Annotated in this window: 23 protein-coding genes and 1 tRNA gene; 18 read left to right on the plus strand and 6 right to left on the minus strand. The window is 68.3% G+C overall.

The window, feature by feature from the left end; genetic code table 11:
• Positions 1–31: 31 nt before the first annotated feature.
• The 14 genes from OG521_21665 to OG521_21730 all read left to right on the plus strand — a co-directional run bounded on the left by OG521_21665 (position 32) and on the right by OG521_21730 (position 13541).
• On the plus strand, positions 32–847 hold the full coding sequence (locus OG521_21665) for a hypothetical protein (GenBank protein WUW23244.1): 816 nt from the start codon (positions 32–34) through the stop codon (positions 845–847).
• The gene (locus OG521_21670) at positions 844–2031 is read left to right on the plus strand and encodes a hypothetical protein (GenBank protein WUW23245.1); all 1188 of its coding nucleotides are present in this window, start codon (positions 844–846) and stop codon (positions 2029–2031) included. The genes OG521_21665 and OG521_21670 overlap by 4 nt, the downstream gene beginning before the upstream one ends.
• Complete coding sequence (locus OG521_21675) at positions 2028–2882, plus strand: enoyl-CoA hydratase/isomerase family protein (protein WUW23246.1); 855 nt, start codon at positions 2028–2030, stop codon at positions 2880–2882. The genes OG521_21670 and OG521_21675 overlap by 4 nt, the downstream gene beginning before the upstream one ends.
• Positions 2883–3225: 343 nt before the next feature.
• Positions 3226–4194 carry a BtrH N-terminal domain-containing protein gene (locus tag OG521_21680; GenBank protein ID WUW23247.1) on the plus strand — a complete coding sequence of 323 codons (969 nt, stop codon included), beginning with the start codon at positions 3226–3228 and terminating at the stop codon, positions 4192–4194.
• Complete coding sequence (locus tag OG521_21685; protein ID WUW23248.1) at positions 4191–4769, plus strand: hypothetical protein; 579 nt, start codon at positions 4191–4193, stop codon at positions 4767–4769. Before OG521_21680 ends, OG521_21685 begins: the two co-directional genes overlap by 4 nt.
• A gap of 67 nt (positions 4770–4836) precedes the next feature.
• Positions 4837–5607, plus strand: a complete 771-nt coding sequence (locus tag OG521_21690) for a 2OG-Fe dioxygenase family protein (GenBank protein ID WUW23249.1) — start codon at positions 4837–4839, stop codon at positions 5605–5607.
• 42 nt (positions 5608–5649) lie between these two features.
• Positions 5650–6792, plus strand: coding sequence for a hypothetical protein (locus tag OG521_21695; GenBank protein ID WUW23250.1), 1143 nt, complete (start codon positions 5650–5652; stop codon positions 6790–6792).
• A 5-nt stretch (positions 6793–6797) separates the two neighbouring features.
• Entirely contained in the window at positions 6798–7049 is a 252-nt protein-coding gene (locus OG521_21700; GenBank protein ID WUW23251.1) for a hypothetical protein, read from the plus strand.
• 34 nt (positions 7050–7083) lie between these two features.
• Positions 7084–8487: an MATE family efflux transporter gene (locus OG521_21705; GenBank protein ID WUW23252.1), complete on the plus strand. Its 1404-nt coding sequence runs from the start codon at positions 7084–7086 to the stop codon at positions 8485–8487.
• A gap of 44 nt (positions 8488–8531) precedes the next feature.
• Complete coding sequence (locus OG521_21710) at positions 8532–9746, plus strand: ATP-grasp domain-containing protein (GenBank protein WUW23253.1); 1215 nt, start codon at positions 8532–8534, stop codon at positions 9744–9746.
• Complete coding sequence (locus OG521_21715) at positions 9743–10999, plus strand: glutamate-1-semialdehyde 2,1-aminomutase (protein ID WUW23254.1); 1257 nt, start codon at positions 9743–9745, stop codon at positions 10997–10999. Before OG521_21710 ends, OG521_21715 begins: the two co-directional genes overlap by 4 nt.
• On the plus strand, positions 10996–11721 hold the full coding sequence (locus OG521_21720) for an alpha/beta fold hydrolase (GenBank protein ID WUW23255.1): 726 nt from the start codon (positions 10996–10998) through the stop codon (positions 11719–11721). The genes OG521_21715 and OG521_21720 overlap by 4 nt, the downstream gene beginning before the upstream one ends.
• Before the next feature lie 28 nt (positions 11722–11749).
• Positions 11750–12427, plus strand: coding sequence for a 4'-phosphopantetheinyl transferase superfamily protein (locus OG521_21725; GenBank protein WUW23256.1), 678 nt, complete (start codon positions 11750–11752; stop codon positions 12425–12427).
• Positions 12428–12551: 124 nt separating this feature from the next.
• Positions 12552–13541: a hypothetical protein gene (locus tag OG521_21730; GenBank protein ID WUW23257.1), complete on the plus strand. Its 990-nt coding sequence runs from the start codon at positions 12552–12554 to the stop codon at positions 13539–13541.
• A 438-nt stretch (positions 13542–13979) separates the two neighbouring features.
• Here the strand turns inward: OG521_21730 and OG521_21735 are convergent, their stop codons facing one another.
• Positions 13980–16025 (minus strand): hypothetical protein, encoded by a 2046-nt coding sequence (locus OG521_21735; protein ID WUW23258.1) that lies wholly within the window; start codon positions 16023–16025, stop codon positions 13980–13982.
• A gap of 738 nt (positions 16026–16763) precedes the next feature.
• On the opposite strand from OG521_21735, the gene OG521_21740 reads away from it, so the two are divergent.
• Positions 16764–18251: a GNAT family N-acetyltransferase gene (locus OG521_21740; GenBank protein ID WUW23259.1), complete on the plus strand. Its 1488-nt coding sequence runs from the start codon at positions 16764–16766 to the stop codon at positions 18249–18251.
• Between the two features lie 594 nt (positions 18252–18845).
• Positions 18846–19160 (plus strand): hypothetical protein, encoded by a 315-nt coding sequence (locus OG521_21745; GenBank protein WUW23260.1) that lies wholly within the window; start codon positions 18846–18848, stop codon positions 19158–19160.
• 68 nt (positions 19161–19228) lie between these two features.
• On the opposite strand, the gene OG521_21750 is transcribed toward OG521_21745, so the two are convergent.
• From OG521_21750 to OG521_21765, 4 genes are all read right to left on the minus strand, one after another.
• Positions 19229–19681 (minus strand): DUF5615 family PIN-like protein, encoded by a 453-nt coding sequence (locus OG521_21750; protein WUW23261.1) that lies wholly within the window; start codon positions 19679–19681, stop codon positions 19229–19231.
• Complete coding sequence (locus OG521_21755; GenBank protein WUW23262.1) at positions 19678–20352, minus strand: DUF433 domain-containing protein; 675 nt, start codon at positions 20350–20352, stop codon at positions 19678–19680. Before OG521_21755 ends, OG521_21750 begins: the two co-directional genes overlap by 4 nt.
• A gap of 254 nt (positions 20353–20606) precedes the next feature.
• Positions 20607–20680: transfer RNA gene (locus OG521_21760), tRNA-Pro, on the minus strand.
• Positions 20681–20773: 93 nt separating this feature from the next.
• Entirely contained in the window at positions 20774–21715 is a 942-nt protein-coding gene (locus OG521_21765; protein ID WUW23263.1) for a metallophosphoesterase, read from the minus strand.
• 79 nt (positions 21716–21794) lie between these two features.
• On the opposite strand from OG521_21765, the gene OG521_21770 reads away from it, so the two are divergent.
• Positions 21795–22259, plus strand: a complete 465-nt coding sequence (locus OG521_21770) for a GatB/YqeY domain-containing protein (GenBank protein ID WUW23264.1) — start codon at positions 21795–21797, stop codon at positions 22257–22259.
• 109 nt (positions 22260–22368) lie between these two features.
• Here the strand turns inward: OG521_21770 and OG521_21775 are convergent, their stop codons facing one another.
• On the minus strand, positions 22369–24618 hold the full coding sequence (locus OG521_21775) for a transglycosylase domain-containing protein (protein ID WUW23265.1): 2250 nt from the start codon (positions 24616–24618) through the stop codon (positions 22369–22371).
• A gap of 398 nt (positions 24619–25016) precedes the next feature.
• Between OG521_21775 and OG521_21780 the strand changes: the two genes are divergently transcribed.
• The gene (locus OG521_21780) at positions 25017–25367 is read left to right on the plus strand and encodes a WhiB family transcriptional regulator (protein WUW23266.1); all 351 of its coding nucleotides are present in this window, start codon (positions 25017–25019) and stop codon (positions 25365–25367) included.
• Positions 25368–25392 lie beyond the last annotated feature (25 nt).

The raw sequence follows: 25392 nt of genomic DNA on the forward strand, positions 1-25392 counted from the left end.
GCACCGGCCCGCACCACCTTCGGAGAGGGCAATGTTCACATTCACTCTGAGAGAGGTCACCCTGTGCTCCCCGGAGCACAAGGACCACACCGGCGACCTCACCGGGCTGCCGTCCGATCTGCACGACGTGATCGGAACCGGCGGCGACCAGTTCAGGGACTGGTTCACCCGGCTGTGCCTCTATCTCGTGCTCAAGAGCGACGCGCCCGCCGGCCCGGGTGACGACACCGTCGTCATCGGTACCGAGTACGGCAACTCCGCCGCACTGGCACGGCTGCAGCAGGAAGGGATGGAGCGCGGCCGGATGCTGTCGGCTCAGGTCTTCCCCAACGCCACGTCCGGTTCGGCCTCCGCGTTCACCAACATCAAGATCGGTGCCAAGGGCCGGAACATGACGCTCAACGCCGGCCGGCTGACGCCGGTGATGGCGTTGTGGGAGACGCTCTCGGCCCTGGCGACCGGCCGCTCAGCCACCAGCCACGTGCTGGTGGGGGACACATACTCCGCACAGGCGCTGGAGGACGTCCGCGCACACGGCACCGAGAGTTCCTGCCGGCCCGGCGTCGTGCACGCCCGGTTCGAGCGCGGCGACACCTACACGGCCCGGTTCGACTTCGCCGGCCCGTCCCACCGCGACGCGACGGACGCGGACCCGCCGGGCGGGCGGGACCGTAACGGCGCGTTCGCCTTCGCCGAATTCCTCACGGCACTGCGGGAGCTGGCGCCCGGCGCGAGCACCCGACTGGAGTGCCGGGACGGCGACCGGCGGGCCGCCGTGACCGTGACCCACGCCGACACCACAGGACCGGACACCGATCCGGGCCACAATCCGGGGAGGTCTCGGTGAGCAGCACACCGGTCCGGCTGTACGTCACCGGCCTGGGGGCCATCTCACCCGCCGGCGCAGGCGCGGACGCCCTCTGGAAGGACCTGAGCACCGGCACGTCCCGTTTCGTCGAGCTGGCGCCGGAGTACGCCGGGATGAAACCGGGCGTGCTCGGCGGGCGCGTGCCGCAGGACGCCCGCGAGACCGCTCTGCGCCGTCTGGGCCTGCCCGCGGGCGCCCCGGCGCGCACGGCGTCGCTGTTCGCGGAGTACGCCGCTCTGGAGGCCGTCGCCGACGCGGGTCTGCGCCCCGGTGACGAGACCCTGCGCAATGCCCTGGTGTGCGTCGGGACCAGCGACGGTCAGGCGGATGCCTTGGAGGACGCCGTGGCCGGCCGCGGGGCCGGGGCGGACAGCTTCCGCAGTTGCTCGATCTCCGACGGGGTGGCCCGCTCCGTCGGCGCCGCAGGCCCGGCGTTCGTCGTGCAGAACACCTGCGCCTCGGCCAACGTGGCGCTTTCCTGTGCCATCGAGATGCTCCGGGCCGGTGTCACGGACGTCGCCGTGGTGGGCGGCTGCGATCCGTACTCGGTGAAGAACATCATCGGCTTCAGCAGCCTCCAGGCGATCGGCCCGACACCGTGCCGCCCGTTCACGAGGAGCAGGCGCTACGTCACACCGTCGGAGGGGGCCGGCATCCTGGTCCTGCAGACCGAGCGCGCCCTGCGGGACGGGCAGGAACCGTACGCCGAGCTGCTCGCCTCGTCCGTAGGGAACGACGCCAGCCACCCGACCGCACCCGACCGCGCGGGTGTCGCCGCCTGCCACCGCCTCGCGCTGTCGGAGGCGGGGCTCGAGGCGGACGACATCGACGTGATCTTCGCCCACGGCACGGGCAGCCGGGCCAACGACGCCATCGAGGGGGAGCTGTTCGCCGAGCAGTACCCGCGGGCGGCCGTCACCGCGGTCAAGGGCACCATCGGCCACCTCATGGGGGCCGCCGGAGCCGCGGGCGCGGTCGCCGCCTGCCTCAGCCTGAGGCACCGGCTGGTCCCGCCCACAGCCGTCGATCCGGCGGATGTGGAGCCCGGCATGAACCTGGTCACCGGTGCGCCGTTGGCCATGCCGGGGATGCGGTACGTGCAGAGCAACGCCTTCGGGTTCGGCGGCAACAACGCCATCGCCGTCTTCCGGAGCCCGTCGTGACAGCCGGGCCGGGAGAGGCGGCCGCACCCGTCGTGACAGCCGCACCCGGGGCGGCGGCCGGGTCCGCTGACACGGCCGGGCCGCTGCGGCTGACCAGGGACGGTCCGCTGGCCGTGCTGACGATGGACAGCCCGCCGCTGAATCTGTTCGACGCGGCCATGTGGAGTGCCTGGGACGACGCCGTGCGGCGGCTCGCAGCCGATCCGCCGCGAGCCCTGCTCGTCCGGGCGGAGGGGCGCGTCGTCAGCGCCGGCGTCGATGTGGACGTCTTCGCCCGGATGGATCCGGCCGAGGCCGAGGAGTTCTGGCGCCAACGGATGGGTATCACCCAGGAGCTCGAGCGGCTGCCCTGTCCCACGGTGTTCGCCGCACACTCGCTGACGCTCACCGCCGCCTTCGAACTGGCCCTGGCCTGCGACCTCGTGGTCGCCACCGAAGGGGCCCGGTTCGGACTCGTCGAGCAGCGGGTGGGTTTCACCCCGGCGATGGGCGGCACCCAGCGCCTGGCGCAGCGTGCCGGACCCTCCAGGGCCCGCGAACTCGTCATGACGGGTGAGCTGTACCGCGGGTCGACGCTGGCCCAGTGGGGCGTGGTGAACGCCCTGTTCGGGCAGTCGACCTTCCACGCCGACGCCCATGCGTACGCGCTGCGTCTGGCCGAGGGTCCCACGCGGGCGCACGCGGCGACCAAGGCGGTGGTGCGCTCCTTCCTGGACGGCGGGGTGCCGGCGGCGGACAGGATGCTGCCGGCGCTGGCGGCGAAGGTCACCCGAACCGAGGACCACCGCCGTGCCGTCACCGCGTTCCTCACGGACGGCCCCCAGCACGAGACCCCCTACCGCGGACGCTGACACGTCCCGAAGCACCGAAGCACCGAAGCACCGACGCACCGACCTCCGACGCACCGCCCCCCGATTCACCGGACTCACAGCCCCCGGCCACGACTGGCCGGGGGCTCGTCGGCGTACCCGGACACCGCCCCCGCGCACGGGGGAGACGGAGGGGCGGCCTGGTGGAGCGGCAGGGTTAACGCTCAGGTAGCCATACCCGAATCGGCTGGTTGTCGGCCCCATGCCCGGCCCGTAGTGTCTTGTGACAGCGGTAACGCGATCACAGATCAGCGACGCACACCCCCCAATCCTCCGTGCGACGGTTCCGCCTGCCCTTCATCCGCATGACCGAGGTGGGAGAAGAGTGTCCGAAAGTCCACAGCTCACCGATCCCAGCTGCTACCACTCGTCGTTCGCGGCCGTGCTGAGGTCCGTGGACCCCACGGCGGACCCGGTTGCCGCGCTCGGCAGGAATGCCGCCACCTCCGCGCGCCTCGACGACGAGGGACTGCTGAAGTTCGCAGACCCGGTCGAGCCGCTCGGGGAGTCCCTCCGCAGAAGCGGCTACTCGCTGGTGCGTCACCCCGTCGGCGCGGCGGAGGACTGGCGGGAGGCCGAGCACGCCCTGGACGAGGGCCGCACGATCGCGGTGGCCGCCGACTACTTCCACCTTCCCCACTACTGGCCCGGACAGGGCCGCATCCATGCACTGCACGTGGTCGCGCTGCACAGCCCGGACCGCGACGAGGGCACGGTGGGGATCAGGGACCTCGGAGACGTCATCCACTTCGACGGCGAGATCCCGGCCACCGACCTCCGTGCGGCGATGCACGGTAGTGACCTGGGCCAGGCGTGGTACGAGCTGCGTGCGGCCGACCCGTTCACCTACGAACCATCCCAGCTGGCTTGGCAGTTGACCGGCCCGGGGAGCGAGTGGCTCAGCGGCACCGAGCTGGTCGGCGCCCTGCGGGACGGGCTCGACGACTATCTGGAACGGGTCGCCTCCCGTGGGCGCGCGAGCACCGCCGGCCAGTCCGGGTGGGGCCTGGGACAGCGGCTGCCGCTCGGACTGTGGTGGTACCACCACACGCTGCGCTGGTTCGCCCGTCACCTCCGGGCGGAAACGGACTCGCCGGTCCCGTACGAGCACGTGGAGCTTGCCGCGGACGACGTACTGGCGATCCGGAACCTGATCATGAGGCTGGGCGCGATGGGCGCCGCCAATCCGCGCGCCGGAACCTTCCGCAAGCAGTTGGAATCGCGGCTGGCTGATGCCACGGCGAATCTGGAGGCGGCCGGCGCGCGGACCGGCAGGTCGGGAGCCACCCCATGAACACACCGCTCCCCCTTCCGCCCCTCGTGGACGGCGTCGCCCTCGATCTCGCACCGCACCGCAACAACGCCGGGTGCCTCGCCCGTTCGCTGATCGTGGCCGAGGGGCTCGACGGCTTCGGCCGCGCCTTCTCCACAAGCGGACTCGATGCCGCTGCCACCGCCCTCGGGCTCCCCGCCCAGTGGGGCGAGGGTGAACCGGACAACGTGGCGTGCGAAGGCCAGACCGTGGACGTCGGCGCACTCGCGCGGGTGACCGCGGTGCGGGTCGCGGGCGTGGCGTCCGGCGGAACCACCGCCGGGGTCTTCCGGCTGCACGGCGACGACGGGACCGTCACTCCGGTCCGGTTAAGGCTGGCCGACTTCCTGTCCCGGCAGCCGGCCGAGGACAGCACCCTGTTCGCCGAGGCCGACTTCCTCTACGACATCGGCGGCCGGACCCAGCGCAAGGCACAGCCCCGGATCTGGCTGGCCACCGTACGACTTTCCGAACCGGCGCCCTGTACCCGGCTGGAGCTCCCGGTCAACCCCGATCTCCACCTCTTCGGCATCTGGCTGACTCCCGACGGCAGTTGAAGTCCGCCCACCACCGCACCGTCCGCAACCTCGTCAAAGGGGCCTTTCCACACAGGGGGACTTCGTCATGCCCACAGCAGGTACAGAGCTGTCCATCAACGGACACGCAAGGTACGACCTGGCAGAGCACTTCGGCATCACCGAGAACGACGACAACTACCGGACCCTGCGCGCGGCGTACGACGAACTGCCCGCCGACCCCTACGCGCCGGGCTCCGGACGCTACCGCCGCTACGCGCGCGGACTGTTCCTGCCCTGGTCCAGGGAGTTCAGCTGGATGCCGGCCACCGAGTCCCAGCGCAGCAACGGGATGCACGGTTACTACCAGGGCGACCACAACCCCGAGTACCCGGGAGTCGTACGCGACCTGGCCGCCATCTCCGACGAGTCGTGCGCCAACCAACTGTTGCTCGACATGGTCCAGTTCGACTTCGAGCAGACCCGCTGGAGCGAGGACGACCGGGTCTGGCCGCTGTTCGTCGGCGTGCACCTGATCAAGCTGCACATCGAGGACGACGGCAGGGAGGCCGTCTCCTCGCCCAACGAGCTCCACCAGGACGGCGAGCCCTATGTCTTCGCCCATCTGATCTACAAGCACAACGCCGAGGGCGGGAACAACGTCATCGCCACGCCCGCCTACCGGGGCAAGCAGCCGGAGGACGTGCCCCCGGCGGACCGGCTCGCGGAGTTCCAGATGAACCGGCCACTGGAGACCTACGCCGTGACCGACCATCTCGTCAGCCACTACGTGGGCCCCATCCGCAAGGGGCCCGACGCCGGGCCCGGTGAGCGCGCCATCGTGCTCACCGACTGGGTCCCCATGCGCCACCGCATCTGACCGTCCGAGACAGACTCGCATCCAGAGAGGTGCACAGTGTTGGTGCGCTATCACCACAAACGTGCTGTCACGGCAGCGTCCGCCGATGAACTGCGGAAGGCGCTCGCCTTCTACTACGGCTCCGACGCCGTCCTGGTGCGCCAAGAGGACGAGGGCGTCCTGGTCGAGGTCGGCGGCAGTCTCACCGAGCTCGAACTGAGCGACATCGTCCGGCACTTCCTGCGCGGGCACCGGGACGTACCCGTCCGTGTGATCGCGGAGCACGGACCCGCCGCCGGGGCCGCGCGGCCGGTAAGTCTGCCACCGGCCGACGACCGGATCGCGATCAGCGGGGGCACCTACCTCCAGGGACCGGAGTGGAACGACGCCCTGGAACGGACCCGGCAGCTCGTGTACGAACGGGTCGCCGCCGACTTCGACGCGCCACGGCTCACCGGTTCGGCGCAGATCCCGCGCGAGGTCCTGCTCCGCGCGGGCTACTACCGGAAGTTCCCCAACCTGGTGAACGCGGTGTCCCGGATCAGACCGGACTACTGGGACGGGGTCACCGTCTCCCGGCTGCGGCCCGGACAGAGCGAGGCGCTCGCCTCGTTCTACGAACCGTCGGACCTCGTCCTCAACCCGGTGACCTGCTACCACGTCTACTCCAACGCGCTGGAACTGCGCCGGCGTCACGGCACGGACCTGTTCGCCATTGAGGGACCGGTCTTCCGGCACGAGGCGCACAACCACAACGCGACGCGGCTCGCGGAGTTCCGGATGTTCGAACTCGTGCGCCTCGGGCGGAGCGAGGAGGTGCGGGCGGAGTTCGACCGGCTGCTCGACTCCTTCTGCCGCTTCTTCGTGTCTCTCGGTCTGCCGCACCGGGTGGTCAGCGCTTCCGACGCCTTCTTCGGTGACGACCCCTCGTTGTCCAGGGACGCGCAGCTGCTCAACGGCAGCAAGTTCGAGGTACGGGTGCCCCTGGCCGAGGGCGAGCTGTCGGTGGCCAGCGTCAACGCCCACGGCGAAGTCTTCGCGGACGCCTTCGGGCTGCGCGAGGCGGCGGGGATCGAGGCCACCTGCTGTGCCGGCATCGGTCTCGACCGGCTGGCCTACGCCCTGCTCGCGCACGGTCTGCTGCCGACAGAGGCGGCTCCCGCGGACCCGGACCTGATCACCGCCGACACCCCGACTGAGATGTGAGTGCCATGGAAGACATCACCGTGGTCGTGAACGACCTTCTCGGACAGCTCGCGGCGGCCCGCGACGTCCCGGCCGACTCGGAACCCGACCGGATCGTCGTCAGCTCACTCGACCAGATGCGCTTCCTGGTCGGCCTGGAGGAGCGGCTCGACACGATGCTGGATGTCGGCGACACCCTGCCGTTCGACCTGACCGGACGAGAGGCGCTGGTGAAGAGCGTGCTGACCCTTCTGCAGGAATCCGGACTGGCAGAGTGAGTGGTCCCAGTCGCCCATTGCCCGAGGAGAGTTGATGGCCGGACCGCGGGTTCGCCTGGACCTGGAGACGACCCGGGAGGTCGTCCGGGTCTCCCTGCCGCTGATGCTGGGCATGGCCGGCAACCTGATCATGATGCTCGTCGACCGGATCTGCCTGGCCCGGTACTCGGAGGACACCCTGAAGGCCTCGGGGCCGGCGGTCTTCACGGCGGGCACCCTGATCATGGTGATCACCGGGACGGTGGGCATCACCCGGTCGTACGTGGCCCAGGCGCACGGCCGCAAGGACCGGGACGCCACCATGGAGGAGGGTGCCAACGGGCTTCTGCTGGCGCTGATCCTCGCCATCGTGCTCCTCGCCACCACCCCGCTGGTGGCCCGGGTGCCCGACCTGAGCGGACAGCCGGCCCACATCAGGGCCCTGGAGTCGCAGTTCCTGACGCTGTCCACCAGCTACGGCGCCGTGATGGCCCTGAACATGGCCATGTCCTCGTACTTCAACGGCACGGCCCGCACCAGGGTCCCCATGACCGTGGGCCTCATCGGTCAAGCCGTCGGCATCGTCGTGATCCCCGGCCTCGTGTTCGGACGCTTCGGGCTGCCGGAGATGGGGATGCGCGGTTCGGCCATCGGCACGCTCGTCGCGGTCGGCGTCATGTTCGCCGGATACGCGATCTGCCTGCCCAAGGGCTTCTTCGTGAGCTTCCTCCGCCTGCTCGGGCAGGGGGTGCGCGCGATCACCGAGAAGCTGTGGCTGCGGCTGCGCAGGGGTGCCCCGTCGGGTGGCGGGGCCGGACTCGACGAGCTCGGCAACACGTCCTTCGTCTGGCTGGCCGGTGTCCTCGGCCCGGTGGCGCTGGCCGCCAACAACGTCGCCGTCTCGCTGAACTACGTGGCCGTCATCCCGCCCATCGGCTTGGCCCTGGGCTGCAACGTGCTCTGCGGCAACGCGCTCGGCGCGGGGCGCCATGACCGCGTGCCGCACATCGTGCGGGTCACCCTGGGTGTCGCCGGCGTGTATGTCGGGCTGATCGTGTTCCTCCAGATCGTCACGCCGAAGCTGCTCCTGTACCCCTTCGGCCTCGACCAGGTGGAAGCGGCGGCCGTCGGCAGCGCCGTCGACACGTCCCGCATGCTGTGGACCTACGCGATCGCGTTCATGTTCTCCATCGTCGCCACCGCGGTCCTGGACTGCTTCGGGCTCGCCAGGTTCGGGTTCCTGGCCCGCGTGGTGGTGATGTGGGGACTCAGTGTCCCCACCATCTGTCTGATCACTCTGACCCATCGCGGCGAGACGGGACTGCTCCCGCTCGTCTGGGCGGTCTACTCGGCCTTCGAGGCCGTGATCGCCGCCGTGTGCTTCTGGCGTATCCGCCGGGCCGTCGCGGGCCGGGAGAACGCACTCGTGAAAGTGGCGGCGGTTCCGGAAGCCGTCTGACACCGCACCGCCGACCCCTGTTGCTGAGGAGAGTTGAGACGCCTGTGAATGTGCTGATCCTCGGGCACGAGGAAGACTGCCGCGACTACATCGACTACGCGGCCGAGCGTGGCTTCGATGTGCGGTTCCTCGCTCCGCCACGACTGGCCGGAATCGACCGGGCCGACTGGCAGCGCACCGTCGCCGACAGTGCCCGGGACACCCTGGACCTGTCCGATGTCGACGATGTCGTCTCCTTCCACGACGGATACCAGATCCAGCTGGAGCTCCTGCGTACGGAACTCGGCCTGCCCGCACGCGACATCGACACCCTGCTGAGCCTGACGGACAAGACCCTGTTCAAGGCGCACCCCGCGATCCGCGACCACATCACCCGGCACATCGAGCTCTCGCCCTCGCTGCGGGCACCCGAGGCACTGGCCCTGGTGACCGAAGCCGGCCTGCGCTTCCCGCTGGTGCTCAAGCCGTCCAACGGCTTCTACAGCGCGGGTGTCGTCAAGGTGGACGACCCCGCGGGATTCGCCAAGGCGCTCATCCAGACCAAGCGCGTCTGCACGGTCCTGAAGGAGAGCACGGGCAAGAGCGTGCTGCTCGCCGAGGAGTACCTCGACGGCAAGGAGTACGCGGTCGACGGCATGATCAGCGGTGGCCGGGTGCTGCCCCTGCAACTGCACCGCAAGCTGCCCGATCTCGTCGGACCGCTGTTCCACGAAATCGCCTACCTCACCGAGCCGTTCGACGAGGAGAAGGGCGCGAGGTTCAAGGCCCTGCTCGACACGGTGGTGCCCGCCCTCGGCCTGGACGAGTCGCCCTTCCACGCCGAGTTCAGGTTCGACGGCGAGGGCCGGCTGTACATCCTCGAGATCGCTCCCCGCCTGTGCGGCGGCGGCACGACGACGTACCAGCAGCTGAGCATCTGCACCGGCATGGACGCCTACGACTTGCTCCACCGGCTCGGCCGGGAGCCCCTCGAACCCCGCGCCACGCACCATCGGGTGGCTCTGGAATTCGATGCACCGATCGAGCGGAGCGGCTTTCTGCGCAACACCGGGCGTGCGGTGGAAGTGTGCCGGAAGAACGACGTCACCACGGTCCTGCTGCACCGGCAGGACGGCCAGTTCGTCCTCGCCCCGCCGCTGAACTTCGAAACCGTCCTGACCGCCTACTTCTCGCGGGAGACCCGGGAGGACGCCGAGGCGCTGCTGGACATTCTGCTCACCGATTGCGTCATCGAGACCGAAGTGGAGAAGCAGTCATGAGGCCGGAGATCGAGCGGGCCCGCAAGGTCATTCCCATCGGAGCGAGTTCGCCCCTGCGGGCCTGCCGCAACGTCGAGGCCGATCCGCTGGTCGTGGCCGAGTCCCACGGCCAGTACCTGCACGACGTCGACGGCACGCGGTACGTCGACTTCATGTACGGCTTCGGCCCGCTGATCCTCGGCCACGCGCCGGAGACCGTCAGCCGGGCGATCGCGCGGCAGGCGGCGAAGGGAACCCTGTTCGGCACCTTCTGTCCGCAGGAGGCCGAGCTGGCCGAGCGCATCACTGCCACCGCCGCACACCTGGAGCAGCTGCGCTTCGTCTGCTCGGGCACCGAGGCCATGATGTCGGTGGTCCGGCTGTCCCGCGCCTACACGGGGCGCACCCGGATCATGCGCTTCACCGGTGGCTACCACGGGCACTTCGACCTGGTCCAGAACAAGGACGAGACGCGGATGCGCGCCGCGGGCCTCGACCCGGACGCCATGCGCTCCAACCTCGTGGCGGACTACAACGACATCGAGAGCGTCGAGCGGCTGTTCGCCCGCCACCCCGGCGAGATCGCCGCGGTGTGCATCGAGCCCGTCGCCTGCAACATGTCCCTGGTGCTGCCGCAGCCCGGCTTCCTGGCGGACCTGCGCCGCGTCTGCAGCCGTGAGGGCGCCCTGCTCGTCTTCGACGAGGTCATCACCGGCTTCCGGCTCGGCTTCGGACCGGCCGGTGTCGCGCTCGGCGTGGAGCCGGACCTCACCGCCTTCGGCAAGATCATCGGTGGCGGCACCCCCGTCGGCGCCTTCGGCGGGCGGCAGGACGTCATGGCGCTGCTCGACGAGGAACGGGTTCTTCAGGGCGGCACACTCGCGGGCAACCCGCTGACGATGGCGGCAGGTCTGGCCACGCTGGACGTGCTGGCGCAGCCCGGCTTCTACGAGGAGCTCGAACGCAAGGGCGCTCTGCTGGAGGCCGAGATCGAGCGGCACCGAGCGGCCACCGGGCTGGACTTCGTCTTCACGAGGACGGGGAGCATCTTCGCCTTCATCTTCGTACCGCAGACAACCGCCGTCGTGGGCAAGGAGGATGTGGCCAAACAGGACCACCAGGCCTACACCCGCCTCTACGCGGGGATGCGCGAGGCCGGCTACCACCTGGCACCGGATGTCGAGGAACCGATGTACCTGTCGGCCGCGACGACGGACGAGACGATCAAGGACTTCGCCGAACGGGTCTGCGCCGTCCTTGCCGGAACATCGTGACCGGGCAGGGCAACGACGCGGACTTCGCCGCCCTGCTGCCCCTGCGGACCGGCGGGACCGAGCCCCCGCTGTTCTGCATCCACCCGGGGTTCGCGCTGTGCTGGGCCTACGGCCCCCTGATGCGCGGCCTCGGTCGGGACCAGCCCCTCTACGGGATACAGGCGCGCGGCATCATCGGTGACGAGCCGCTGCCGGAGACCTTCGACGAGCTGGTGGACGACTACCTCGGCCTGGTCCGCTCCATCCGTCCGCACGGACCGTACCGGCTGCTCGGCTGGTCCTTCGGCGGCCTCGCGGCACACGCCATGGCCACCAGACTGCAACAGGCCGGGGAGGAGGTCGAGCTGCTGGCGATGATGGACACGACCCTGGTCGCGGACCCGGCCATACTCTCCACGCCCGCGCACGCCCGGCAGCTGGAGAAGGAGTTCGCTTCCGTACGCGACATCGTGCCGGATTCCGACCGGCTGCTGCGCATCGTCATCAACCTCAACCGGCTGCGCGGCGTCTTCGATCCGGACCGCTTCACCGGGGACCTGGTGATGTTCACCGCCGACCAGGAACCGGCCCGTGACGTTCCGGTGGCCGAGGCCTGGGGGCCGTACGTCACCGGCAGCGTCGTCGAGCACCGTATCGACTGCAGCCACCTCACCATGATGTCCGCACGGCCCGCGCGAGCCATCGCGGGCCTGCTGGCCACGGCGGTTCGCGATCGTGTCTAGGCGCGTCCCGACGGCGCGGCCGGTGGTCATGACCGGCCGCAGCCAGGACGTCCTGCGGCTGTGGTCCGACGTGCCCCTCGGCCCGTGGGAGCGCCGCCGCGCCGCTCGGCTGCCCACCGACGGGGCGAGGGCGGACTACCTCGCCGCCCACATCCTCGTACGGGTGTGCGCGGCGCGGCTGACCGGCGAGCCGGCGCACCGCCTGGAGCTCCGGCAGACGTGCGACGAGTGCCTGGCACCGGACCACGGCAGACCCTTCCTGCCGGAGTGGCCGGAGCTGGGCGTGAGCCTCTCCCACACGCGCGGTGCCGTAGCCGCCGCAGCGGGCCGGGGCAGGACCGGCGTCGACATCGAGAGCACCGCCGATGCCACGCCCGTCGACGAACGGGTCGCCCGCCGCGTGCTGAGCGCGGCCGAACTGCGGACGGTGGACGCCTCGGACGACCCCGGCCGCGCCTTTCTGCGGTTCTGGGTGCGCAAGGAGGCACTGATCAAAGTGGGCGAGGCCGCGATCGGGACGCTCCGGCACACCGACGTGTCGGCCCTCGCGGACGCCGACGCGGACCGGCACGTCCTGGACTGGGCGAGCGCCGACGGCCGTCTGCTCGCCGCCGCCGTCACCGAACTGCGACCGACCCTCATCGAGTTGCCCCGGCGCCCCGTGGACACACAGCCGAATCCCGAACGGACGAGAACGCATGCCTGAGCCTGCCTCTGTCGATCAACCCGAGACCGCCTCGGCCATGCGCCTTCCCGGGACGGGCGACACGTGTCGGCGCGACGTGGCGCACGCCGGAAGCGCGGGGCCGACGAGCAGGGCGGGAGCACCGGTGAAGAGCCATGTCCTGGAGCGTTACGACGAGACGGCCGTCAACTGCCTCACCGGCAGCTACGCGCGGCTGAGCGTGATGCGGGGCCGCCCGGTCGAGGAAAAGACCGTGTTCGAACGCGGGAGCGGCTATCTGTTCCAGGCCGGCCTCGACGAGGCGGGCTATCCGGAGTACATCTTCCCGGTCGAGGAGACGGGCGCCCTCGGGATGCGGAACTGCGGCTTCGCCGTGCACAAGAAGCCCATCGACGTCCGTGACGTCGCCGGTCAACTGGCGTCCCTGATCGAGGAGTACGAGGGCGTCGTGGTCTGGGTCAACACGGCTCACCTGGCCTATGCCGACGTCTACCGTGACAACGCCCCCTATCTGCACGCCGTCGTCCTCGACTCCCTCGCCGACGACCGGCTGTCGGTGGACGTACTGGACTGCCTGGTGGTCGACCTGAAGCCGTTCGCCTGCCGGGCCCGGCTCGCGATCACCGACCTGGAACGGGCCGCCGGCGACCACATCAGGAGCGAGGCCCACGACGGCATGGGCTACTTCTACGCCGTCACCGACGAACGGACGCTCACCGCATCGACCGACGGCGCGGAGCCGGACCTGAGCAACGCGCTCGTGAGCCAGGCCAGGCGCTTCGCCGAGGAGGAGCGGTTCCACTCCGCCATCCGGCGCTACCGGCAACTGTGCGAGGAGTGCTTCACCGACACCCCGGACCGCGCGACGCACGCCGCCCGGCGGCTCTTCCACCACAGCACGGTGCTCTACGCGGTACCCGCGCTGACCCTGATGGAAGGCTCCCTGCGAGCAGCGGGCGCCTCGGCCCACACGCTCCGCCTGCACGAGAAGGCCCTCCGCGACTGGCAGGCCATGGGCGTCCTCGCCCTCCGCTTCGAGGCGACTGCCGCACCGTCCGTACTCAAGCGCATCAACGACCGCTTCGCCTCACTGGACGAGACCACGGCCGCCTTGTGGGAGTCGATCGCAGCCTGAGCTCAGGATCCGCGGGGACGGCCCGGGAGAGGGTCGAGCAAGATCTTCCCCGGCTCTCTCCCAAACGATCTCCGGAAGCCACTCAGGGGCCTGATCCACCAAGTGGATCAGGCCCCTGACCTGGACTTACGGCTGTCGGGGTGGCGGGATTTGAACCCACGACCTCTTCGTCCCGAATGAGGGCCGGTTACTGCTCTGATCATTACGGATGGCGTTTTCCCTGGTCAGAAGCGTGGTCCCGATTGGTCTTGCGCGGTGTGGCTGGGGCTTGGGGAGTGGGTTGGCTCCCAAACGGCTCCCAGGGCAGGGGTGGCCTGCGGGGCTGCATCCTGTTCCAAGGGGGCGACTCCTCACTGCGGTGCCGGAGCGTATGCTCCGGCACCGTGCTTCCTTCTTGAGCAGCCTGGGTCGAGCATCATTGGCATGAAGGCGCGGCTTTTAGCGGGTGATCCTCGGTGCGCCCGCTAGCCTGCCTCCGGCGCGAACTCCGGATTCCACATCATCTGCGCTCCGCCTAGAGTGCGGCAACGCTTTCCCCGCTGTGGGAACTGAGGGTGAGCAGTTGGATGAAGCTTCTGGGAGATGGACCAGGCGTGCCCTGCTCAAACTGACCAGCGCGAGCGTCAATGTCACCAGGACCGTGGCAGCGAGCGGCCCTCCGGGAGCTTTCGCCCACGCGGGCGCAGTGGAGCCGAGAGGGCCGCTGGAGGCCAGCGCTGGGAGACAGGCAAAGAGTCCTGCGCCGGCAATCCAGGCTCGCCGCACCCGGTAGCCAGAGCCGGTCGCGGCAGCAAGGGCTGCGAGGGTGAAGGCAGCGATCATGGGCGCGCCAGGTGATCGGACGTTCCAAGCTGGCTGTAGCCCTGACAGCATGGTCAATCCCAGGGCTCCCAAGAAGGAGACCACGGCGCCAATCGCCAACGCCAGGGTTGCAGCCGCCCTGTGCTGGGGAGCCACGATCGTGACTGATGGTGCTGGCTGCGGTTCACCTCTCAGTTCGGCGTCGAGCATGGCAACAAGTTTCCGATGGCTCCTCCGTCCCCGCCAAGTGAATGCGGCGCTGAGTAACACCGTCGCCGCCGCGAGCACCTGCCAGCTGCCGACGACCGCGTCGACGAGGGTCGCTCCTCGCGCCATGCGGGGAGTCAGGGAGCCTGCTGCCACCCACAGCATGAGAACTCCTTGGAAGCACCGCCTTCGATCATGTTGCTTCCGCAGGGCTCGTTCGTATCGGGCCACGGTCTCCGCCCACCGGCTCGCGCCGAGGCTTTGGTGAGTTGAGGACTCGACGTCGGCAAGCAGTCGGGCTGCCAGGTGGCGTGTGAGTAGTCCATCGTCATCGAAGTACCTCGTGTGATCGCCGAGCGGATGGCCGAGTACCGGCGTGGCCTCCTGCTCCACACCGCGTGGAAGTGTGGGCAACAGCATCCTGCCCACCATGTCGTGCTGGCTGCTGTACTCCTCCCACTCCAGTTGCTGCGGGCCGTTGGACGGTGGCAGGGCAAAGAGCCTCTCCGCCGTGGGGCGGATACGGAACCTGATGGTCAGCCCACACGCGAGCGTTAGCGCCGCACTCACCGCAATCGCCGCCCACCGTTCCCAGGGCATGTCACCCAGAAAGAGAAGGCCGAACTGAACTTGTCTCATCGATTCAGCCACGCTGTCCAGCATCGCTGACGTGAACTCGGGGGACTGTGCGCCCAGCGGCACTACCAGGGCAGGCATCGTCGCCTCCAAGTACATCAGCATGCCCGCTGCGATCTCGGAACTGCTCGGCTCGATAAGCGGCGAAGCCCCCCATGCCAGGCATAGGGACGCGGTGGGCAGCATCCATGCCACTGCCCAAACAAGCGGGCGCCGGAGCTGCTGGAGGAGCCGGATGGGCTTGAGGCCCGATCCGACTCCCACCAGCCGCATCACCTTTGACTGGTTGCGGCCCCCGTCGCGAGTCATGAGCTGGTGGGCCAGGAAGCCTCCCTGCGAGTGAGCGACAATCACAATCTCGTCGCAATGCGCCTGCATCCACCGCAGCCGTTCTTCCAGGAAGTCGAGCAGTTTCTCTCGCTCCTGGCTCCGTGCAGCAGCCATGATCACGTGGTCTGCGACATTCAGCCGCGTACACAGGAGGCCGATCAGAACGGCGGCACAGCCGACGGTCCACCGGGGGTGTTCCGTGAGCAGCTCTTTGAATGCGGCCAGGAGTACAAGCAAAGTCAGGAACCGCCAACCCATGCGGGCGACGTGGCGAAAGTCCGGACTGACGAGGAAGGCGCCTGGCCGCAGTCCGTCGCTGAGGGGTCTCAGGAAGGTCCGCCTGCACGAGGCCCCAGTGGACTCCCAGATGCTGCGGTCGCGGCGGTCCGGACCTACCAGCAGAAGCACTGCGGGCAGGCTCAACACCACGTAACCCACAGTCAGTAGCCACCGCAGGTACCACGGCGGGCGACGGAAGCGGTCGGCCCACACTGCTTCCGCGATAAGCACCGTTTTAGTCTTCTGGCCGAGAGCGGTGATACGAACAGCAGCGTGGGCAGGGGTGCCCAACGGCCATTCGGCAGTACTTCCTCTGTTCTCTGGTGTCTCGGTCCATGTAACCGATGACGAGCCATGAGCCTTGGCGATCGGGTCCACGATGCCCCGACCCATGTGGTGCAGGACGGAACGTCCCGAGCCGATACCCCGGTGCTGGTTGCCGACTCCGTGGACAACGAGATAGCCGACGCGGGGCGCACTGTTGTTCCGGCTGGGCGCCATGAGACCTGGGGCGGCCTTGTCGCTCACCCCCCTGTGTCCCCTCTTGCTTGCCCGATTTCGGCCATGCCGCTGCCGCGACCGCTTCACTCCGGCTCCTCTCCGTTTGTGGCGCACGGGAGCGATCATGCCGCCTGTCGAGCACTTAAAGCATCCGTACGGATACTCAAAGTGACTGCCTGGGTTTGTCTGGCGGGAGGGTTCAGTGGGGCCGGGTGGAGCGACCGCACGTCCGAACATGATGGCGTCCAACAAGGGGGACTGGTGCCTAGTGGCTTTGGTGTCCCTGCTCCTGAGTTGGAGTCGGCCGCAGCCTCGTTCCAGGACGGAACGGTGGAATTCAAGCGGGACAGTCAAGGGGTAGCCAACTGCGAAAAAGATCAAAAAGGGTCTACCCAAGCCCGGTTGCGTGGGTATGCACTGGGCTAGTGATCGGCCACATTCGGTAGGGCCGACACGGAGGGGGAGTCGATGGCGATCACGGTGCTGCCGGTGTCCGGTGAGCAAACCGATCTGCTTGGCGCGGTTGTGGCCCTGGGGGACCGATACACCAAGTGGCTGGGGCTGCTCACGCCACCCGCCTATCGAGCGGCTGCCGAGGATGGCGGTCTTCTCGTTGCTGTGGAAGGGAACGAGGTCGTCGGGTATGCACTGTTCGGGCTGCCGAAGCGCAGCACCCATGTGCGCCTTGCGCATCTCTGCCTGCCCGAGGAACACCGAAGCAAGGGCATCGCCCGCTCACTGATTCAGACCATCTGCGAGCGGCACCCGGAGCGGCTGGGGATCAGGGCCAGGTGCCGGCGTGACTACGAACTCAGCGGGATGTGGACCAGCCTGGGCTTTGTACCCCTTGGCGAGGGGCTGGGGCGCGGCAGAGACCAGGAGACCCTGGACACTTGGTGGCTTGACTTGGGGCACCAGGACTTGTTCGCGGACGTCCAGAGCGACGCCCTGGCGGTGGTGACTGTGGACCACAGCGTTTTTGCCGGCCTTCGAGGTAGTGGCACCGCGTCCGATATCGAGGAATCACGTGCTCTTGAAGCCGGATGGCTTGCCGATCTGATTGAGCTCGCGTTCACACCACAGTTGCTTCACGACGTGCGAGATGTCACCGATCGAACCGCGCGGCAACATCAGCGTGCTGGTTTGCCAGGTCTGCGGCAGATCACCCCCGTTCCGGAGGCCGTGGCTGCTCGCCACAAGGAACTTCTGGAAGCGGTCGAGAAGGATCTGCCAGAACTACCGATTGACGCAAAGATGCAGAGCAGGCTGAAATACGTGGCCGAGACGTCCTGCGCCGGGCTTCAGATTCTGGTGACCCGCGACCCGGTGCTGGCTCGGCTGTCCGACACCGCCTGGGCCGTTGCTGGCGTCAAGGTAGTCGTTCCCTCCGTGGTGACTCTCCACGTAGATGAGCTGCGTCAGGCGCAGCTCTACCGGCCCAAGGACCTCTTGGGCACACCGTTCTCGGCAGGCGAGGTGACGCCGGGCGGAGAGGGAGAACTGGTCGCCTTCTTCGACCAGGCGGACAGTGACAACGGATCGGCCTTCGAAGCGCGACTCAAGGGCTTTGTCAACGATCAGATCCTTTGGCGGCGGGAACTGCTGAGGGATGGCGAGGGGCACCCGGTCGCCCTGTACGTCTGGGCCTTGGACGGGCGAACCCTGAACGTCTCGTTGCTTCGCACCGCGACGCATTCGCTTGAGGAGTCCCTCGCCCGGCAACTGCTCCTGATGCTCAAACGCTTGACTGCAGGCTCCCGTGACCATCCGGGCCATGAACACCCGTGGACGTCAGTTGCCGACGATCACACTCTTGAGGAAGGTCGAGTCGCACTTCGAGCACTTCAGGCGATTGGTGCTGGTCGGATGCAGTGTCTGGGTACCGCAAACCGGACACTTGTGACCCTTGGGCATCTCGCTACTCCTGATATCAGATGGGTGCGCTTCACGCGATAACCGCGAGAGTACGCGCGTCCTGCACTATTAACCGCGTTTCGGTCTAATCATTGAGGATCTGCTGGAAGCTGATATGTAGCCGTATCGACGCAGGTCAACGTCCTGATGTTGGGCCTATGGGCGAGCGGTGCTGATGTGGCGTCAGCGTCTGGGGAGGGGTAGAACATGCGCTGACCTGGCCGTACAGCTCCTGGCTCAGATGCGGTAATAGTTGGGCTTGGGCTCGGCAATGCCCATGCATCGCCGAGCCGTGGGCCCACGCGGGCCTTGTTACCACGGCCTTGGGTCAAGGTCCCCCACCCGTCCGGGACTAGCTTGGCCGCCCTCTTCGAGTGTGCTGTGTGTCTTCCATCGCGGCGAGAGCTGGGCGGGGCAGGGCTACGCGGAGGGGGTGTGGCCGTCCGGTCGTCGACGGTGAAGAGATGACCCACGGCGCCCCCCGTGCGCCGGACGCCCAGAGCGTAAGTGGCGGGGTCCCCCCTCCAGACACTCGGCTCGGCTGCGCGCACCGCTCACAAAAGGAGGCCCACGCGAGCTCGAAACTGTCATGCTCCGGCTGAGCCGAATGAATGGTCCGCCCTCTGGAGGAGTCACGTGGCAATCCGTAAGAGCATGGAGGAGGTCCTCGTGGTCGCGGGGCAGCGCGAGGAGTGGCTTACCCGCTGCGAACAGGGCCTCATTACGGCAGGGTTCAAGGACGTGCGGACACTCGCAGACCTCGGGCAGGTGACGGGCACGTACAGAAAGTTCCCGACCTGGGGCGAGCTCACGATCACGGTCGTCCCGAGCGCCCAGTCGGGACGCACACGACTGACGCTTCGCTCGACCGCCGCAGTCGACAACATCTACGCCATCTTCTCCAGCCCGAACAAGAAGGTACTCGAGGCTGCGAAGGCCGGCTTTGCGTGAGCACGGCATCGCGTCTGCAACTTGGAGTCGCGGCGCGGTTGGAACAGCCGTTGCGGGTCAGCTGCGGGTCAGCCCGTGGGCCAGAATTTGGGTGCGTCCACCTGAGGATCGACGGTGCGGACACGGGTGGCGCGAGTTGGGTCGACAGAGGTGAGGGAGACCAGGCGTTGGCCGTCTGCGACCGATAGCTCGGCCAGAGCGTGGGGGAGACCCGCGCAAACCGTGGCGATGGCCGAGCCCAGGCCGACCAGCCCGCCGTGCTTGTTGTTCTGTCGGTACTCGATCCGATGGAGCCCGGATGCAGCGATCGCCGCGACTTCAAGGTGCCGGCTCATCTGTTTGGTGTCGTTGGTGAGGACTGCGTCGAAGCCTTCAGCGCGGGCCTTCTCGAACAGCTTGATGTCTTTGGTGCCAGCCCATCCGGGCAGGTCATGCACGTGCAGGACGTCATGAGCCTTGAGAAGGATGCGGACGATGTCGGCCATAGGGCGTGGCACGTTCTCGTCGAGCAGCAGCTTCAAGCGGCGCCTCGGCTCGCACCTGCGCCTGCACCGGTTGGCGTTCCGGTGTAGCTGTCGACGTAATCGGTGAAGTCGGTTGCTTCAAGTGCTGCTCCGGCGCTGACCCCGGGGAAGAAGTCGGCGATCTGCTCCGGACGAATTCCATCTCGGATCAGGGCCGCGACCTCGGCTGCGGGGACGCGAGTGCCACGGATTACCGGCTCACCGCCGCGTACGGATGGATCCACGGCGACATCTGGGCGGGGGGACAGCAGGTCGGGAATGTGCCGGCCGTTCCGGTAGAACGGGGCTAGGACATCGACGAGCTGGTGGATGACGAGGTTGCTTTTGCCACCCTTGCGGCCGATCAGGTCGACGGCATGGTCAGGATCGGCCAGATACACCGTGCCCCCGTCGGTGACGAGCTGGTAGGCCGAGAGGTGCTCTCGCTCGCCCAGATCGTCCCTGAGGGAGTCCACTGCGCGACGGATCCGCTGCAGCGAGGTCTCCTGCCGGAGGCGCACGCAGGTTCGCAGTGCAACGACATCTCGGAAGGAGTACAGGATGGGCCGTGTAGCCGAGATCTCTGGGACGAGGACTGCGCCTCCTGCGCCTGAGGCGTGACGCCAGTGAGAGAGCTGGGCCATCGTCGCGCCCGACAGCGCCGCTGCGAGCTTCGGTTCGTACGACATGAACCCTCCTCTCTGTGCCTACCCGTATGAGCGCGACCGTACTGCATTCTCTGTCGAGGGCCCGCTCAGTGCGACCCCTTCGAGATAGGGGAGTCTGAACGTCTTGCTGCGCGGTGGCTGCCCCTTCCAGCGCCGGGGCCTTGGGAGCCGCCTTCCCGTACTTGGCTCCCAAACGGCTCCCAAGACACCCCAGGAAACCACTCAGGGGCCTGATCCACAAAGTGGATCAGGCCCCTGACCTGGTCTTACGGCTGTCGGGGTGGCGGGATTTGAACCCACGACCTCTTCGTCCCGAACGAAGCGCGCTGCCAAGCTGCGCTACACCCCGATCGCCGCCGGTCTCCCGGCGACATCGATTACTTTAGCCCACCGGCGCCCGGAGACGAAATCCGCTTTTTGTGCCGATCGGGGGGTGCCCCGGTCACGCGTCCCGTGCCGTCAGCGTCAGCAGGGTCGCTTCCGGGGGGCAGGCGAAGCGGACCGGGGTGTAGCGGTTCGCGCCGCAGCCGGCCGAGACGTGGAGGTACGCGCGGTGGCCGTCGGCCGTGTGGGAGGAGAGGCCCTTGACCCGGTCCGTGTCCAGGTCGCAGTTGGTGACCAGGGCGCCGTAGAAGGGGATGCACACCTGGCCGCCGTGGGTGTGGCCGGCCAGGATCAGGGGGTAGCCGTCCGCGGTGAAGGCGTCGAGGGAGCGCAGGTAGGGGGCGTGGACCACGCCGATGGAGAGGTCGGCGCCCGTCTCGGGGCCGCCCGCGACCTCGGCGTAGCGGTCGCGCTTGATGTGCGGGTCGTCGAGGCCGGTGAAGGCCAGCTCCAGGCCGTCGATCTTGAGGCGGCCGCGCATGTTGGACAGGTTCAGCCAGCCCGCGTCGTCGAAGGCGTCCCGCATCGGCTGCCACGGGTTGTGGATGACGCCGACCGCCGGGGCGTTCCCGTTGAGCCCGTGCTTGCCCGCGGCCTTCTCGAAGAGGTAGCGGACGGGGTTGCGGAGCTTGGGGCCGTAGTAGTCGTTGGAGCCGAAGACGTAGACGCCCGGGAACTCCATCAGCGGGCCGAGCGCGTCGAGCAGCTCCGGTACGGCCTCCGGGTCCGAGAGGTTGTCGCCGGTGTTCACGACGAAGTCCGGGCGCAGTCCGGCCAGGGACTGCAGCCAGGCGCGCTTCTTGCGCTGGCCGCAGACCATGTGCACGTCGGAAACCTGCAGAACGCGCAACGGGCGGGCTCCGTGCGGGAGTACCGGGACGGTGATCCGTCGCAGGCGGAACGAGCGGGCCTCGAATCCGGCCGCGTAGGCGAGACCGGCGGCGCCGGCCGCGGCGGTGACCGCCGTGATTTTCAGGGGTACTCCGTAGCGTGCGCGCATGCGCCCATCGTCGCAGACAGGGCGTGCCCGCAGGAAAACCGGCGGGCGGCGGGTACCCCGCACCTGCCACAATCACCCCATGACCACGCTCAAGTCCAAGCTCAAGGAAGACCTCACCACGGCCATGAAGGCGCGCGACGAGCTGACCTCGTCCACGCTCCGGCTGACCCTCACCGCGATCACCAAGGAGGAGGTCGGCGGCAAGACGGCCCGCGAACTCTCCGACGACGAGGTGCAGAAGGTGATCGCCAAGGAGGCCAAGAAGCGCCGCGAGGCGGCGGAGGCCTTCGCCAAGGGCGGCCGGACCGAGCAGGCCGAGCGGGAGAAGCGGGAGGGCGAGCTGCTCGACGCCTACCTCCCGCAGCAACTGAGTGACGACGAGCTGACCGCGATCGTGGCGTCCGCCGTCGACGAGGCGAAGGCCGCCGGGGCCGAGGGGCCGCGGGCGATGGGCGCCGTCATGAAGATCGTGAACCCGAAGGTCGCGGGGCGCGCCGAGGGCGGCCGGGTGGCCGCCGCGGTGAAGAAGCTCCTCGCCGGCTGAGGCCGCGCGTACAGCGGGCGGACAGGCGTACAGCAGGCGGACATGAAGGTGGGGCGCACCTCGTACGAGGGGCGCCCCACCTTCATGCGTGCCGTGCGGAGGAAGCGGCTCAGGGGCCGTTCGTCCCGCCGTCCTGCTGACCGCGGCCGTCGCCGTCGTTTCCGCCGATCAGGTTCGGCGGAATGCTGATGCCGGGGAAGGGGCTGTCGTCGCCGGGCTTGTCGTCGCCCTCGCCCGGCTTGTTCTTGTCGCGGCCCTTCTTGTCCTTGTCCTTGTCCTCCTTGGGCTTCGCCCGCGGTACGTCGACCGGGGTGAAGGCCGGAGTCTCCGAGGCGTTCAGGGAGCCCGTCATCGCCGTGCGCCAGATCGGGCCCGGCAGACAGCCACCGCAGACGTCCTCGTAGTACTGGCCGCCGATGGTGATGTTGCTCATCGGGACCTGGTGGGAGCCGTCGCTGCCGACCCACACCGCCGTGGACAGGTTCGGGGTGTAGCCGACGAACCAGGCGTTCTTGCGCTCGTCGGTCGTACCGGTCTTGCCCGCGTTGTCACGGTCGCTGAGGCCGGCCGCCGTACCGGTGCCGTCCTCGACGACGCCCTTGAGCATCTGGTTGATGGTGTCGGCCGTGTGCTCGCTCATGGCGTCCCGGCACGTCGACTTCGGTACGTCGATCTTGCCGCCGTCCGGCTTGGTCACCGACAGGATCGCGACCGGGGAGCAGTACTTCCCGCGGTTGGCGAAGGTGGCGTACACCGAGGCCATGGCCAGCGGTGTCGACTCCTGGCCGCCGAGGGTGGTGGCGGGGTTCTGCAGCAGCGGCTTGTTGTCGCCGCGGTCGTAGCCGACCTTCTTCGCCATGGTGAGCGTCTCGCAGAGGCCGGCCTTCTCCTCCAGCTTGGCGAAGTAGGTGTTGATCGACTTGCCCAGCGCGCTGGTCATGTCGAAGGTGCCCTTCTCCGACTCCGTCTCGTTCTCCACGTCCCACGGGATGGTGTCCGCGGCCTGGCCGTCGCAGGTGTGGAAGGCGTCGGCGGGGAGGGTGATCGAGGAAGGCGTGGTGAAGCTCTGCGCCGGGCTGATGCCCTTCTCCAGTGCGGCGGCGGCGGTGATCGGCTTGAAGGTCGACCCGACCTGGAAGCCGGCGTAGCTGCCGCCCATCTTGTTGTCGACGGAGAGGTTCAGCACGGTCTGGTGCTTGGACTGGTCCAGTCCGTACGGGCGGGACTGGGCCATCGCCAGGATCTGGCCGGTGCCGGGCTGTACCTGGACGACCGACGCGGCGACCTTGTCGGTCTCGTTGACCCGGGAGGTCGCGGCCTCGTTGGAGGCGGCCTGGGACCGCGGGTCCAGGGTCGTCTTGATGGTCAGGCCGCCGGTCGCCCAGAGCTTGGCGCGGTCCTTCGCGGTCTTGCCGAAGGCCGGGTCGCTCGTGACGATCTGGCGTACGTAGTCGCAGAAGAAGCCGGACCCGCTCACCGCGGTGATGCAGCCGTTCTTCGGCCGCTTCACCTTCAGCTTGATCGGGGTCTCCTGGGCCTTGGTGGCCTCCTCCTGCGAGATGTCCCCGACATCGGCCATCCGCTGGATCACGGTGTTGCGACGCTTGGTCGCCTCCTCCGTGTCGTTGACGGGGTCGTAGCGGCTGGGCGACTGCACGATGCCGGCCAGCAGCGCCGCCTCCTCCAGCTTCAGGTCCTTCGCCGACTTGGAGAAGTAGCGCTGGGAGGCCGCCTCGACCCCGTACGCCTGCTGCCCGAAGAAGGTGATGTTGAGGTAGTTCTCCAGGATCTTCTTCTTGCCGAGTTCTTCCTCGACCTGGATCGCGTACTTCAGCTCCTGGACCTTGCGGCCCAGCGTCTGCTGGGTGGCCTCGGCGACCTTGGCCGGGTCGTCGCCGGCCTCCTCGACGAAGACGTTCTTCACGTACTGCTGGGTGAGGGTCGACGCGCCCTGCGCGGTCCCGCCCGCTTGTACGTTGCGGTTCATCGCGCGCAGGATGCCCTTGAGGTCGACCGCGCCGTGCTCGTAGAAGCGGGCGTCCTCGATGGCGATGATCGCCTTCTGCATGTACGGGGAGATCTTCGTCAGCGGCACCACGGTGCGGTCCCGTGAGTAGACCGTGGCGATCTGGCCGCCCTGGTTGTCCAGGATCGTGGTGCGCTGGCTGAGCGGCGGAGTCTTCAGATTGGCCGGGATCTCGTCGAATCCGTCGACCGTTCCCTTGGCGGCGAGACCCAGTGCTCCGGCGGCCGGCAGCGCGATGCCCGCCAGGACCACTCCGGAGAGTGCGGCGACACCGAGGAACTTGGCGGCCTGCTGGGTCGTCGTGAGACCCCCGCCCGAGCGCTTCTTTGGCATGGGGGCAGCCTACGTTCTCATTCGCCGGACACACGTATATGCCTTGGCCTAAGCTGCTCTCAACTGTCACAGCAGTCCGGTTTCGTATCAACCCCCCTGCATGACCCTGTGCACGACCCGGCCACGAGTTCAGGCGCTCCCGAATTCGCCTCTTGTGTCATCGAAAGTCCGTTGTGACTCAGGTGAACTGTCCCGATTCTTCCGGGATAGTCGCGCATGTCCTCACCTCACTCCCCTGGGTGATCTGCCGCATACGCATAGTCCGTTCGGGCCATTCAAGATTGGGCCCGAAGGGGGTGTTGTGCTGTCGCCACCTTCCGTAACGTCCTCAACTGGCAGCGGTGAATATGCCGCTTCCGCCGTGGGGGAGCCTCGATTCGGGAGAGGACGGCGCCGGGATGGGCTGGGTAACCGACTGGAGTGCGCAGGCAGCCTGCCGCACTACCGATCCGGATGAACTGTTCGTACAAGGGGCAGCGCAGAACAGGGCCAAGGCGGTGTGCACCGGATGTCCGGTGCGGACCGAGTGCCTGGCCGATGCGCTGGACAATCGCGTCGAATTCGGCGTGTGGGGCGGAATGACCGAGCGGGAGCGCCGCGCACTGCTGCGCAGGCGCCCGACCGTCACGTCCTGGCGCCGGCTGCTGGAGACCGCACGCAGCGAGTACGAGCGGTCCACGGGCATCCTGCCCGTGGCGATCGGGCTGGAGGACGACGAACTGCACGAGACGTTCGCCGCCGTGGGGTAGCCCCGGGCGGCAGGACGGACGAGGG

It is taken from the genome of Streptomyces sp. NBC_01463, from assembly GCA_036227345.1.
Taxonomy (GTDB): domain Bacteria; phylum Actinomycetota; class Actinomycetes; order Streptomycetales; family Streptomycetaceae; genus Streptomyces.

Excerpts from the sequence above, each read along its gene's own strand:
- OG521_21665 (WUW23244.1), top strand. The coding sequence starts at position 32 with ATGTTCACATTCACTCTGAGAGAGGTCACCCTGTGCTCCCCGGAGCAC.
- OG521_21685 (WUW23248.1), top strand. The coding sequence starts at position 4,191 with ATGAACACACCGCTCCCCCTTCCGCCCCTCGTGGACGGCGTCGCCCTC.
- OG521_21690 (WUW23249.1), top strand. The coding sequence starts at position 4,837 with ATGCCCACAGCAGGTACAGAGCTGTCCATCAACGGACACGCAAGGTAC.
- OG521_21700 (WUW23251.1), top strand. The coding sequence starts at position 6,798 with ATGGAAGACATCACCGTGGTCGTGAACGACCTTCTCGGACAGCTCGCG.
- OG521_21705 (WUW23252.1), top strand. The coding sequence starts at position 7,084 with ATGGCCGGACCGCGGGTTCGCCTGGACCTGGAGACGACCCGGGAGGTC.
- OG521_21715 (WUW23254.1), top strand. The coding sequence starts at position 9,743 with ATGAGGCCGGAGATCGAGCGGGCCCGCAAGGTCATTCCCATCGGAGCG.
- OG521_21725 (WUW23256.1), top strand. The coding sequence starts at position 11,750 with ATGACCGGCCGCAGCCAGGACGTCCTGCGGCTGTGGTCCGACGTGCCC.
- OG521_21740 (WUW23259.1), top strand. The coding sequence starts at position 16,764 with ATGGCGATCACGGTGCTGCCGGTGTCCGGTGAGCAAACCGATCTGCTT.
- OG521_21755 (WUW23262.1), bottom strand. The coding sequence starts at position 20,352 with ATGTCGTACGAACCGAAGCTCGCAGCGGCGCTGTCGGGCGCGACGATG.
- OG521_21765 (WUW23263.1), bottom strand. The coding sequence starts at position 21,715 with ATGCGCGCACGCTACGGAGTACCCCTGAAAATCACGGCGGTCACCGCC.
- OG521_21770 (WUW23264.1), top strand. The coding sequence starts at position 21,795 with ATGACCACGCTCAAGTCCAAGCTCAAGGAAGACCTCACCACGGCCATG.
- OG521_21775 (WUW23265.1), bottom strand. The coding sequence starts at position 24,618 with ATGCCAAAGAAGCGCTCGGGCGGGGGTCTCACGACGACCCAGCAGGCC.
- OG521_21780 (WUW23266.1), top strand. The coding sequence starts at position 25,017 with ATGGGCTGGGTAACCGACTGGAGTGCGCAGGCAGCCTGCCGCACTACC.